Annotated in this window: 13 protein-coding genes; all 13 read right to left on the bottom strand. The window is 60.6% G+C overall.

Annotation, left to right across the window (positions count from 1 at the left end; translation table 11 throughout):
* Positions 1–70: 70 nt before the first annotated feature.
* Positions 71–352 (bottom strand): DUF2160 domain-containing protein, encoded by a 282-nt coding sequence (locus NKJ37_RS15235; RefSeq protein WP_352442605.1) that lies wholly within the window; start codon positions 350–352, stop codon positions 71–73.
* A 2-nt stretch (positions 353–354) separates the two neighbouring features.
* Positions 355–1278 (bottom strand): carbohydrate ABC transporter permease, encoded by a 924-nt coding sequence (locus NKJ37_RS15230; RefSeq protein WP_027036701.1) that lies wholly within the window; start codon positions 1276–1278, stop codon positions 355–357.
* A gap of 1 nt (position 1279) precedes the next feature.
* Positions 1280–2146 (bottom strand): carbohydrate ABC transporter permease, encoded by an 867-nt coding sequence (locus NKJ37_RS15225; protein WP_023812975.1) that lies wholly within the window; start codon positions 2144–2146, stop codon positions 1280–1282.
* A complete protein-coding gene (locus NKJ37_RS15220; protein ID WP_023812976.1) occupies positions 2147–3214 on the bottom strand; it encodes an ABC transporter ATP-binding protein in 1068 nt (355 codons plus the stop codon). It lies immediately after the preceding gene.
* Positions 3215–3224: 10 nt separating this feature from the next.
* The gene (locus tag NKJ37_RS15215) at positions 3225–4304 is read right to left on the bottom strand and encodes an ABC transporter ATP-binding protein (RefSeq protein ID WP_352442604.1); all 1080 of its coding nucleotides are present in this window, start codon (positions 4302–4304) and stop codon (positions 3225–3227) included.
* Positions 4305–4346: 42 nt separating this feature from the next.
* A complete protein-coding gene (gene glpD, locus NKJ37_RS15210) occupies positions 4347–5873 on the bottom strand; it encodes a glycerol-3-phosphate dehydrogenase (RefSeq protein ID WP_023812978.1) in 1527 nt (508 codons plus the stop codon).
* Positions 5874–5998: 125 nt separating this feature from the next.
* Entirely contained in the window at positions 5999–6766 is a 768-nt protein-coding gene (locus tag NKJ37_RS15205; protein ID WP_127258922.1) for a DeoR/GlpR family DNA-binding transcription regulator, read from the bottom strand.
* A gap of 79 nt (positions 6767–6845) precedes the next feature.
* Complete coding sequence (locus NKJ37_RS15200) at positions 6846–8255, bottom strand: pyridoxal phosphate-dependent decarboxylase family protein (RefSeq protein WP_352612938.1); 1410 nt, start codon at positions 8253–8255, stop codon at positions 6846–6848.
* Positions 8256–8356: 101 nt separating this feature from the next.
* Entirely contained in the window at positions 8357–9088 is a 732-nt protein-coding gene (locus NKJ37_RS15195; RefSeq protein ID WP_023812981.1) for a proteasome-type protease, read from the bottom strand.
* Positions 9089–9220: 132 nt separating this feature from the next.
* Entirely contained in the window at positions 9221–10015 is a 795-nt protein-coding gene (locus tag NKJ37_RS15190) for a transglutaminase family protein (protein WP_352774228.1), read from the bottom strand.
* Positions 10016–10100: 85 nt separating this feature from the next.
* Positions 10101–11042, bottom strand: a complete 942-nt coding sequence (locus tag NKJ37_RS15185; RefSeq protein WP_127411294.1) for an alpha-E domain-containing protein — start codon at positions 11040–11042, stop codon at positions 10101–10103.
* Between the two features lie 135 nt (positions 11043–11177).
* Positions 11178–12590, bottom strand: a complete 1413-nt coding sequence (locus NKJ37_RS15180; protein ID WP_023812984.1) for a circularly permuted type 2 ATP-grasp protein — start codon at positions 12588–12590, stop codon at positions 11178–11180.
* A gap of 171 nt (positions 12591–12761) precedes the next feature.
* A complete protein-coding gene (locus tag NKJ37_RS15175; protein ID WP_010909609.1) occupies positions 12762–12998 on the bottom strand; it encodes an Lrp/AsnC family transcriptional regulator in 237 nt (78 codons plus the stop codon).
* Positions 12999–13106: the final 108 nt, after the last annotated feature.

Here is a 13106-nt window from a genome sequence, read left to right as displayed (position 1 = left end):
TCCACTTTTCAAGTTTCAAGTGCGATCTGGAGCGGCCGTCGGCACGCGGTCGCTCCAACAGTTTCCCCCTCTATACGTAGCGGAACACGCCGACGGCGTAGACTACGGAGAGAGCGAGAGCCCACCACAGGTTGGGTCCGACAAGACCCAGCCAAGCGAGATGGATAAAGGCGCTGCCGAGCAGCGAAACAAAGAGGCGGTCGCCGCGCGTCGTCTCGAAGCGCAGGAGGCCGACCCGGAGATTGCCGCCAGGCGAGGCGTATTCCCAGACCGCCATGCCACAGAGCAGTACCAGGATCGTGATGAAAAAGATCGCCGTTGGCAGCGTCCATGCCATCCAGGTGAGGTTCATGGTCATACCCTCCCCAGGGCAAAGCCCTTGGCGATGTAGTTGCGGACGAACCAGATCACGAGCGCGCCTGGAAGGATGGTGAGCACGCCGGCGGCGGCCAGCACGCCCCAGTCGAGCCCGGAGGCCGAGACCGTACGCGTCATGATCGCCGCGATCGGTTTGGCGGCCGTCGTGGTCAAGGTCCGCGCGATCAGCAGTTCGACCCATGAGAACATGAAGCAGAAGAAGCAGGCCACGCCGACGCCGCTTGCGATCAGCGGCATGAAGATTTTCAGGAAGAAGCGCGGGAAGGAATAGCCATCGATATAGGCGGTTTCGTCGATCTCCTTCGGCACGCCGGACATGAAACCCTCGAGGATCCAGACCGCCAGCGGCACGTTGAACAGGCAGTGCGCCAGCGCCACCGCGATATGCGTGTCGATCAGCCCGAACGCCGAATAGAGCTGGAAGAACGGCAGCGCGAACACTGCCGGCGGCGCCATGCGGTTGGTCAGCAGCCAGAAGAAGAGGTGCTTGTCGCCGAGGAACCGGTAGCGCGAGAAAGCGTAGGCCGCCGGCAGCGCCACCGAAACCGAGATCACCATGTTCATGACGACATAGATGATCGAATTGATGTAGCCCTTGTACCAGGACGGGTCGGTGAAGATCACGATGTAGTTGGCCAGGGTCGGGCTCTTCGGCCACAGCGAAAACGCGCCCAGAATCTCCTGATTGGTCTTGAAGCTCATATTGACCAGCCAGTAGATCGGCAGCATCAGAAAGATGATGTAGATCGTCGGCACCAACCACCAGAACCGGGATTCTTCGCCGCGCCGGCGCATCAGCCGCGCAAGCTGGTCCTGCGACAATGTGCTGGCGAGCCCGTCCGAAACCGCCGTCTCACGCACTCGGTCCTGCCTCGTCGTTCCTTCGTTGGCGCCGCTCATCTCAGCGCTCCGCATCGACATTGGTCATGACGGTGTAGAACACCCAAGACAGCAAAAGGATGATCAGGAAGTAGATGATCGACATGGCGGCCGCCGGCCCGAGATCGAACTGACCGATCGCAATCTTGACCAGGTCTATCGACAGGAACGTCGTCGAATTGCCAGGGCCTCCGCCCGTGACGACGAACGGCTCGGTGTAGATCATGAACGAGTCCATGAAGCGCAGCAGCACTGCAATCAGAAGCACGCGGTTCATCTTCGGCAGCTGGATGTAGCGGAACACTGCCCAGCGTGAGGCGCCGTCGATCTTGGCCGCCTGGTAGAAAGCATCGGGGATCGAGACCAGTCCGGCGTAGCAGAGCAGAACGACGAGGCTTGTCCAGTGCCATACGTCCATCAGGATGACCGTCACCCAGGCATCAGTCGGATCGTTGACGTAGTTGTAGTCGAAGCCGAGCGCCGACAGCGTGTAGCCGAGCAGGCCAATGTCGATGCGGCCGAATACCTGCCAAATCGTGCCGACGACGTTCCACGGGATCAGCAGCGGCAGAGCCATCAGCACCAGGCAGACCGGCACGCCCCAGCCTTTCTTTGGCATGTTGAGAGCGATGAAGATGCCGAGCGGAATCTCGATGGCGAGGATGGTTGCGGAAAAGATCAGGTTGCGGACCATCGACAGCCAGAAGCGTTCCGACTCCAGAATTTCGGTGTACCAGTCCGAGCCGTTCCAGAAGAAGACGTTGTTTCCGAACGTGTCCTGCACCGAATAGTTGACCACCGTCATCAGCGGGATCACCGCCGAGAACGCCACCAGCAGGAGGACCGGCAGCACCATGAACCAGGCCTTGTTGTTCCAGGTCTTCTCCATCTAGGCCTCCATCTCGACACGCCAGGAATCGGCATAGATGTTGATGCCGGCCGGGTCGAACCGCACCTTCGGATCGGCGGGCAGGGTCTCGTCCTCACCGATCACGGCAGAAATATCGCGGCCTTCGAGCTTGGCGCGCACCACCTTGTGGCGGCCGAGATCCTCGACCTTGCTGACCTGCACGGCCATGCCTTCGCGGCCGAGCCGGACATATTCGGGACGGATGCCGAGCTCGACGGCGCCGCTGCCTGCCTTTGGCGCGCCCGGCAGTTCGATGCGCTGCGAGCCGAGTGTCGCCGTCTTGCCGTCGATTGCCACCGGCATGACGTTCATGCCCGGCGAGCCGATAAAATAACCGACAAAGGTATGGCGTGGCCGTTCGAACAATTCGGCCGGTGTGCCGATCTGCACGATGCCGCCATCATACATGACCACGACCTGCTCGGCGAAGGTCAGCGCCTCGGTCTGGTCGTGGGTCACATAGACCATGGTGTAGCCAAAGCGGCGGTGCAACTGCTTCAGCTGCGAGCGCAGCACCCACTTCATGTGCGGATCGATGACGGTCAGCGGCTCGTCGAACAGGATGGCGTTGACGTCGGAGCGCACCAGCCCGCGGCCGAGCGAGATCTTCTGCTTCTGGTCGGCGGTCAGGCCCCTCGCCTTCTTCTTCGCCCAGGACGCCAGATCGATCATCTCCAACGTCTCGCGAACCTTGCGGTCGACATCGGCTTCCGGCACGCCGCGGTTGCGCAGCGGGAAGGCCAGATTATCGTAGACGGTCATGGTGTCGTAAATGACCGGGAACTGGAACACCTGCGCGATGTTGCGCTCCTGCGTCGATAAATTGGTCACGTCCTTGCCGTTGAACAGCAACTGGCCGTGCGAGGGGTGCAACAATCCCGAAATGATGTTGAGCAGCGTGGTCTTGCCGCAACCGGAGGGCCCGAGCAGCGCATAGGCGCCGCCGTCCTCGAAGACATGATGCACTTCCCGCAGCGCGAAATCGGCATCCTTCTGCGGGTTCGGCAGGTAGGAATGTCGGACATGGTTGACGTCGATGCGTGCCATCTCTTTGCCCTCAAGCCGCCAGCTTCGACGCAGTCACGGCGCTGCCGTGCTCGTCGAAAACCATGATGTGGCGCGGATCGATGAACACCTCGACCACCTCGTCTGGCTCGAAATGCCTGATACCATGGGTCAGCATGACCCAGCGCGCATCGGCGAAATCGAGATGGATGAAGCTCTCCGATCCGGTGATCTCGGTGATCGTCACCTTGGCACGCACCGGCACCGCCGCCGCATTGGGCCGCTCGAGCGACAAGTGGTGCGGCTGAAAACCGATCGTATAGATGGCGTCGGCAATGCCGGAGAGTTCGGCCGGCACCGGTAGGTTCACGCCGCCCTCGAGCAGGAAATCCCGACCCTTCTTGGCGAGCACGATGGTGTTAAGCGGCGGATCGGAAAACGTCCTGGCTGTCACCAGATCTACCGGCTTGCGGAACACCTCGATGGTCGGTCCGAACTGGGTGATCTTGCCTTGCGAAAGCGTCGCCGTGTTGCCGCCAAGCAGCAGGGCCTCGTGCGGCTCGGTGGTGGCGTAGACGAAGATGGTGCCGGCGGCGGCGAATATCCTGGGCAATTCGGCGCGCAGTTCCTCGCGCAATTTGTAGTCGAGATTGGCGAGCGGTTCATCGAGCAGGACCAGGCTGGCGTTCTTGACGATGGCGCGCGCCAGTGCGGTGCGCTGCTGCTGGCCGCCGGACAGGCTGAGCGGCGTGCGGTCGAGATAGGGTGTCAGCTTGAGAAGTGCGGCGGCTTCACGTACCTGGCTGTCGATCCTGGCCTGCTCGATGCCAGCTACCCGCAGCGGCGAAGCGATGTTCTCATAGACGGTCATCGCCGGATAGTTGATGAACTGCTGGTAGACCATGGCGATCTTGCGCTTCTGCACCGGCACGCCGGTGACATTCTGACCGTCGAACCAGATCGAACCGGAGGTTGGCACATCGAGGCCGGCCATCAGCCGCATCAAGCTGGTCTTGCCCGAAAGCGTCGGTCCGAGCAGGACGTTGAGCGAGCCGTGCTGGAGCGTCAGCGACACGTCGCTTATATGCTCGACCGCACCGACCGTCTTGGTGACGTTTCTCAGTTCCAGCATGACGCCTCCTCCCAGGCCTTCCGCATCAGCTCAAACCCCTCTTCATTCGGCAGCCGCGACATGGCGCCGGCTTATGCCGCGCATGAATTCATCGAGCGCCGCCACCTGCTCGCGGCTGAGATGCAGACCGCGCTTGGTCCGGCGCCACAATACATCTTCTGATGTCACGGCCCATTCGTTTTGAACGAGATAGCGCACCTCGGCCTCATAGAGATCGGCGCCGAAGTTGCGGCCGAGATCGACGTTCGATTTGGCCAGCCCCAACAGCATCCTCGCGCGGGTTCCATAGAGCCGGGTCAACCGGCGAGCCAGGCGCGCGTCGAGGAATGGATAAGCGGTTTTCAATTTCGCCACTTCGGCATCGAAACCGGTGGCCGGGAAATCGCCGCCCGGCAGTGGCGCGTTTGCCGTCCACGGCTTGCCGCGCTTGCCGAGAAAACCCTCGATCTTTTCCAGCATCGATTCCGACAGCCGGCGATAGGTGGTGATCTTGCCGCCGAAGGCGTTGACGATCGGGGCGGCACCCTCGCCGCCATCGGCCTTGAGCACATAGTCGCGCGTCGCTTCCTGCGCCTTGGAGGCGCCGTCATCATAGAGCGGACGGACGGCCGAATAGGTCCAAACGATGTCCGAGCGCTTGACGGGTTGGGCGAAATATTCGCTTGCCGCGGCGCAGAGATAATCGATCTCGGTGTCGCTGATCTTCACGTCATGCGGATCGCCGGGATAATCCTGGTCGGTGGTGCCGATCAGGGTGAACTCTTCCTCATAGGGAATGGCGAAGATGATGCGGCCATCCTTGTTCTGGAAGAAATACGCGCGTGGATCGTCGAACTTCCTGGCGATGACAATGTGGCTGCCCTGCACGAGACGAACATTGTGCACATCGTTGAGCCCGACGACGCCGGACAGCACATGATCGACCCAGGGGCCGGCGGCATTGACCAGCAGTCGCGCCTTGATCTCCTCGGTCTCGCCGGTCTGCAGATCCTCGATCTGGATTGCCCACAGGCCGTTTTCGCGGCGCGCGCCGGTCACTTTCGTGCGGGTGCGAACCGTGGCGCCGCGGTCGGCGGCATCACGTGCGTTCAGCGCCACCAGCCGCGCGTCATTGACCCAGCCATCAGAATATTCGAAGGCCTTCTTGAACAGCGGCTTCAAAGGCTTACCGGCCGGATCCCTGGCCATGTCCAGCGTCCGGGTCGCGGGCAGCAATTTGCGCCCGCCAATGTGGTCGTAGAGGAAGAGACCGAGCCTGATCAGCCAGGCCGGGCGCAGGCCCTTGGCATAGGGCAGCACGAAGCGCATTGGCCAGATGATGTGCGGCGCGTTCTTCCACAAAACCTCGCGCTCCATCAGCGCCTCGCGCACCAGGCGGAATTCGTAGAATTCGAGGTAGCGCAGGCCGCCATGGATCAATTTGGTCGAACCCGAGGAGGTTCCGCTGGCGAGGTCGTTCATCTCGGCGAGAAACACGGAAAAGCCACGACCGACGGCATCACGGGCAATGCCGCAGCCATTGATGCCGCCACCTATGACGAAAATGTCACGGATCGGAGATGCGTCCACAATTCCTCCAACGATTTCGCATTGCACCATTTTTGGGCTTTTACGAAACCGTGTCGGAATTATTTCGAAATGATAACGAATGTCAAACGAAATATCACGAGCGCGTGATATCGGGTGAAAACCGCCTAGGCGAGCGACGTCTCGATCAGCTGAACCTCGGCCTCCTGGCAGATCTTGCGCACTGACGGGATGTCGCAACGATCGGTGATGAAGGTGTTGACCTGCGACAGATGGCCGATGCGCACCGGTGCGGTTCGCTCGAATTTGGTCTGGTCGGAAACTAGGATGACATGCCTTGCATTGGCGATGATCGCCTGCGCCACCTTGACCTCGCGAAAATCGAAATCGAGCAAGGCGCCGTCATGGTCGATGGCGGATGCACCGATCACCGCGTAGTCGACCTTGAACTGCCTGATGAAGTCGACCGCCGCTTCGCCGACCACACCGCCATCAGAACCGCGCACAACCCCGCCGGCGATCACCACCTCGATCGAGGGATATATCCGCATCCTATTGGCAACATTGATGTTATTGGTGATGACCATGAGACCGTTGTGATCGAGCAACGCCTTGCTGACCGACTCTGTCGTGGTGCCGATGTTGATGAACAGCGAGGCATTGTCGGGAATCAGTCTGGCGGCCGCACGGCCGATCGCCTCCTTTTCGTCGGCGGCGATCTTGCGTCTCGCCTCATACTCCATGTTCTCGATGCCGGAGGGATACAGCGCGCCACCATGGATGCGCGAGAGCAGCCGCTGGTCGCACAAATCGTTGAGGTCCTTGCGTATGGTCTGCGGCGTCACATTGAAGTGGGTGGCCAGATCATCTACCAGCACGCGGCCATGATCCTTGGCCATCTGGATAATCTCGGCATGGCGTGGCGACAGATACATGGGGCAACCTCCCGTTTTCGTTTTTCTTGTCTATAGTCGAAAACGAAATCGATGGAAAGGCATAAGCCGGCTAACGAAATCAGCGATCCAGGCCACGTGCTACTTCAGTAATGACGACAAAAGCCGCATCGACATCGGCGGCGGTCGCCTCGAACTGTCCGACCTGGAACCGGATTGCGATCCTGTCGTCGACCCTCGTCTGCGTCAGGTAAATACGGCCATCGTCATTGATCGCATTGACCAGGCGCAGATTGTGCTCGTCCGCATCGGTTGCGGTCTTGTGTCGGAACGAGAACAACGACAGCATCGGTTCGCTGACGATCTCGAAATCCGGCTCCCTTGCCAGCCGCGCCGCCAACCCTTCGCTCCACCCGACATGATTGCGGATCATCGTGCGCAGATTTTCCAGGCCATGGGCGCGCAGCAGGAACCACAATTTCAGCGCGCGGAAGCGCCGGCCAAGCGGCACCGACCATTCGGAATAGTTGATGATGCCGTCATGACCGTGCGTCTTCAGATAATCCGGCTTGATGGCCAGCGTCCTGACATGGCTCTCGGGATCGCGCAGGAACTGGATCGAGCAGTCGAACTGCGCGCCCAGCCATTTGTGCGGATTGAAGACGATCGAATCGGCGCCTTCGACGCCTGTCCAGAAATGCCGATACTCCGGACAGATCATCGCCGATCCCGCCCATGCGGCGTCGACGTGAAGATAAAGCCCATGCCGCCGTGCGACCTCGACAACCGCTGCAATGTCGTCGGTGCCGCCGGTGCTGGTGCCGCCTACGCAAGCGATGATGCCGGCCGGCTGCATGCCGGCTTCCAGGTCGGCGGCGATTGCCGCCTCGAGTGCTGCCGTGTCCATGGCGCGAAAGCGGCCGCCGACCGGAATGCGCACGAGATTGTCCTCGCCGATGCCGGACACCCAGATCGCCCGGTCGATCGACGTGTGCACCTGATCGGAGGAATAGATGCGCAGCCGCGCCTGCCCTGCCAGGCCTTGTTTGTTGCCTTGCCAATCGAGCGCCCGCTCGCGCATGGTCAGCACCGCGGCCAGTGTCGCCGACGAGGCTGAATCCTGGATCACCCCGGAAAACCCTTCGGGCAGGCCGAGCGCCTGGCGCATCCAGTCGACGGTGCGCGTTTCGAGTTCGGTCGCCGCCGGCGACGTTTGCCAGAGCATGCATTGCGCGGCCATCGCCGAAACCAGATATTCCGCCACCACCGAGACCGGCGCCGCATTGGCCGGGAAATAGGCGAAGAAACGCGGATGCTGCCAATGCGTCATTCCCGGCAGGATCTTCTCTTCGAAGTCGGCGAAGATCCGGTCCATCGGTTCGGCGTCTTCGGGCGGCGAAACCTCAATGCTTCCAGAAATGGCGCCGGGTTCTACCAGTGGCCGCACGGGGCGGTCGCGCAGATTGTTGCGATAGTCAGCGCCCCAGTCGGCGGCGCGCCGCGACCATTGCCGGAAATCATCGTTGTTCATCCTGTCCTCCCGACATGATCGACCGCCACCATCCATCGCGGCTGGCCTCCTTATTAATTAACGCGTGAAATATATGCAACCAGCAACGGATGCCGCACGCCTCAGCCGGGGAAATCCGGCAGGCTGGCAAAGGCTGTCTTCAGCGCATTCGACCAGCCGTCGGAGATCGTGCGGTAGTACTGGTCATCCTGGCCGATCCGCTTCTTCAATCCGACCTTGAAGGCGTCCTTCTCCAGGAAGAGCAGGTCGAGCGGCAAGCCGACGGACAGGTTCGACTTCAACGTCGAATCGAACGACACCAAAAGCAGCTTCACCGTCTCGGCCAGGCTCATCGTCCTTTCGTAGGCGCGGATGATGATCGGCTTGCCGTATTTGGTCTCGCCGATCTGGAAAAACGGCGTGTCATCGGTCGATTCGATGAAATTGCCTTCGGGATAGATCATGAACAGGCGCGGCTCGCTGCCCTTGATCTGACCGCCGAGGATGAAGGACGCATTGAAATAGGAATCCGCCTTTTCGCCAGCGGGTGACGAATTGGCGATGACCTCCTTGACCGTGTCGCCAACAATGCGGACCGTTTGGTACATCGACGGCGTTTCGAGCACCGTAGAATGCCTTTCGGAGATCGCCTTGGTGCGCTCGTCGAGCAGGCTGACCACGGCCTGCGTCGTCGCCAGATTGCCCGCCGACATCAAAACGATGACACGCTCGCCCGGCTCTTCCCAGACATGCATCTTGCGAAAGGTGGAGATGGAATCCATGCCTGCATTGGTGCGCGTGTCCGACATGAACACGAGCCCGCGGTCGATCTTCAGGCCAACGCAATAGGTCATGGAATCTCTTCTAGAGCAATTCCAGGAAAAGTGTGAAGCGGTTTTCCGTGCGGAATTGCGTTAAAACAAGGGGATAGAGCGGTTCGGCGTTCCTTGAAACGATGAATCGCTCGGCAGCAATCGTGCGGAGGATTACTGCTCCACCGTGACGGTGACCGCAAGCCGTTCTTCCGCCTGTCCCAGCCGAATTCCCGACACCGGCGTGGCGTCGCGGTAATCGCGGCCCGTTGCCACCTTTACATAACGCTCGTCGGGTGAAATGCCATTGGCGGCATCAAAGGCAACCCAGCCGAGACCCGAGACATGCGCTTCGGCCCAGGCATGGCTGGCCGCCTGCTCGACCGTGGCATCCAGCATCAGATAGCCGCTGACATAGCGAGCTGGAAAGCCCATGGCGCGGGCGGCGGCGGCAAAGATATGGGTATGATCCTGGCAGACCCCGGTCTTGAGCGCCAAGGCTTCCTCCGCCGGCGTCGTCGCGTTGGTGGTGCCGGGCGTGTAGGCGACGCGTTCGCCGATGATGGCCATCAGCCGGTGCAGCCTTTCAATGTCGCTGCCCTTGCCGACCGACGCGGCGAGATCGCGAACACCGCTGCCGATCGTCGTCAATGGTGTCTCATGGCTGTACAGCCAGAGCGGCGTAAAGCCCTGGTGTGGTCCCGAGACACCCGCGGTGTCGCGCGTCACCACTTCGCCTGATGCTTCCACAGTGATGAAGTCGCGCTCGCCCTCGACGCTCAACAGCCTTGTGTCGTTGCCGAAATGGTCGACGAAGCGGACCTCTTCGCGCGCGCCTTCGATCGCCAGAGCCCAGGACAGAATGGTCTGCGTCGATCCGCTGACCGGAAGCAGCCGCAGCCGCTGCAACAGATAGTGCACCGGCGCATCGTAGCGGTATTCGGTCCGATGGGTGATCTTCAGCCGCATGCTTCTATTCCGTTTGTGAGCACGATCTCCGGACAAACGGTTTCCATTTGTCTGAGAAAACCGGCTCCACCTTTCGGGACCATGCTCAATTGAACCGATAATCTTGTGCGATCTCTTCGCCCAGCTTGGTGTTGTCGCGAATGAAATTGGCCAGGAATTCATGCAGGCCGGCGTCGAATATGCCCTTGATCGACCCGGCTCTCAGCATTGTCTGCGTCTTCTCGGCCGTTGCGTGGCAGGCATGGCGTTCGCCGTAATCGTCGCCGAGGAATTTCAGATGCTCCGACAGGAAGCGATAGCAGAACATCAGCGAGCGCGGCATACGAACGTTGAGGATCAGATAATCGGCAATGTTGGTCGGCTTGTAATCGGCATCGTAGACCCAGCGATAGGAGCGATGCGCCGAGACCGAACGCAGGATCGATTCCCACTGATAATTGTCGAGCGTCGAGCCGACCCAGGAGATCGACGGCAGCAGCACATAATATTTCACGTCGAGGATGCGCGCCGTGTTGTCCGCGCGCTCGACATAAGTGCCGAGCTGCGAGAAGTCGAAGATCTCGTTGCGCAGCATGGTGCCGTAGAATGAGCCGCGGATCAGCGCCGTCTCGCGCTTGATGGCGTCGAGCACGCTGGGCAGGTCGCGCTCGTCGATCGGCCTGGCCAGCATCCGCTTCAGCGACATCCAGGCTTCGTTGATGCTTTCCCAGGTTTCGCGCGTCAGCGCGGTACGCACCATGCGGGCATTGTTGCGGGCCGTCTCGATCGACGCCATCGTGCTCGACGGGTTCGACGTGTCGCGCAACAGGAAGTCGGCGACATTGGCAGCGGTATAGTCAGAATATTTCTGGCTGAAGGTGACATCGGAACCAGCGCTGAGCAGCACCGAATTCCACTCTTCCGAGGCGCTCTGCGTGCGAGTCAGCGCCATGCGCAAACCGGCATCGACCAAGCGCGCCATGTTTTCCGCCCGCTCGATATAGCGATTCATCCAATAGAGCCCGTTGGCGGTGCGGCCGAGAAGCATTGAATTGGCCCTTCGGGCTAGTGAGCAGGGAATAGGCAATAGGGAATAGTAAGAGTTTGAATCTCAATGGAATATGGCATTTCCCTGTCCCTCTGCTTCCACTACTGCCTACTGCCTACTGCCTACTCGCTCACTTCAATCATCCAGCACCCATGTGTCCTTGGTGCCGCCGCCTTGCGAGGAATTCACGACCAGCGAGCCTTCCTTCAGCGCGACGCGGGTCAACCCGCCGGGCACGATCTGGATGCGGTCGGAGACCAGCACATAGGGCCTGAGATCGACATGGCGCGGCGCCAACCCCTTTTCCGTCAGGATCGGGCATGTCGACAGCGCCAGCGTCGGCTGGGCGATGTAATTCGAAGGTTTTGCCTGGAGTTTCTTGGCAAACGTCTCGCATTCCTTCTTGGTTGCTGCCGGCCCGACCAGCATGCCGTAGCCGCCGGAACCGTGCACTTCCTTGATCACCAGTTCGTCGATGTGTTCGAGCACGTATTTCAGACTGTCGGGCTCCGAGCAGCGCCAGGTTGGGATGTTGCCCAGGATCGCCTTGCGGCCGGTGTAGAATTCGATGATCTCGGGCATGTAGGAATAGATCGCCTTGTCGTCGGCGATGCCGGTGCCCGGCGCGTTGGCGATGGTGATGTTGCCGGCCCGATAGACATCCATGATGCCGGGTATGCCAAGTGCGGAGTCCGGCCGGAAGGTCAGCGGGTCGAGGAAGGAATCATCGACGCGGCGGTAAAGCACATCGATCTGCTTGTAGCCTTCGGTCGTGCGCATCGCGACATGCCCGTCGACGACCCGCAGATCCTGGCCTTCGACCAGTTGCACGCCCATCTGGTCGGCGAGGAAGGCGTGTTCGAAATAGGCGGAGTTGAAACTGCCGGGCGTCAGCACCGCAATGGTCGGCGCACCCTTTGTGCTTTGCGGCCGCACCGCCGCCAGCGACTGGCGCAGAAGCTGAGGGTAGTTTTCCACCGGCCGCACCTTGATCTTCTGGAACAGCTCGGGGAACAGCTGCATCATCGTCTCGCGGTTCTCCAGCATATAGGAGACGCCCGACGGTGTGCGCGCATTGTCCTCCAGCACGTAGAATTCGTCCTCCGAGATGCGGACGATGTCGACGCCGATGATATGGGTGTAGACGCCGGCCGGCGGCCTGACCCCGATCATCTCCGGCAGGAAGGCCTCGTTCCTGGCGATCAATTCCCTGGGGACGCGCCCTGCGCGCAGGATTTCCTGGCGATGATAGATGTCGTCGAGGAAGGCGTTCAGCGCCTGCACGCGCTGCTCTATGCCCTGCGTGAGGCGCCGCCATTCATTGCCTGAAATGATGCGGGGAACGATGTCGAACGGGATCAGCCGCTCGGAGGCTTCCTGCTCGCCATAAACGGCGAAGGTGATACCGGTCTTGCGGAAGACGCGTTCGGCGTCCTGCATCTTCTCGGTCAACCTGGCTGGGTCCTGCTCCTTCAGCCAGCGATCATAAGCCGAATACGGTCTTCTCAATCCGGAGACTTCCGGAAGCATTTCATCGAACGCTGCCAATCGCATACTCCCCTGTGACGCCATTTCACTGGCGTCGCCAGAGAAAATCAAGCGCAATCGGTGATTTGGGAGATACGGGCGATCAGTATGTTGCGCCTGCCTAAAATTGAGGCAGGTGAAATATGACCTTGGTCAGCCTTTGCCTCGTGCCCGGGCAAATGCGTTTGCCAGCTAGAAAGCGCGGAACGTGACGACGGTGAACGTGTCCTTGATGCCGGGGAGAATCTGCACCTTTTCGTTGACGAAATGGCCGACGTCTTCCTCGTCGTCGACGTAGAATTTGGCGAGCAGATCGTAATTGCCGGCGGTGGAGTAGATTTCCGAGGCGATCTCGGCATCGGCAAGCGCGCTGGCAACCTCATAGGATTTGCCGAGCTCGCATTTGATCTGCACGAAAAACGCCTTCATGGCTTCGTCCCGCTAAACGTCCAAGTCCAGCGGCCCTTCTGGCAGACTGGAGGCGGGCTTTCAAGCGCTGGAATCCGTACCCAGCCGGCCCAGGCCTGGGCTGCGACC

The sequence above is a fragment of the Mesorhizobium sp. M0140 genome, assembly GCF_040322475.1.
Taxonomy (GTDB): domain Bacteria; phylum Pseudomonadota; class Alphaproteobacteria; order Rhizobiales; family Rhizobiaceae; genus Mesorhizobium.
The sequence above is the reverse complement of the archived record's forward strand: the minus strand, read 5'-3'. Positions and strand labels throughout refer to the sequence as shown.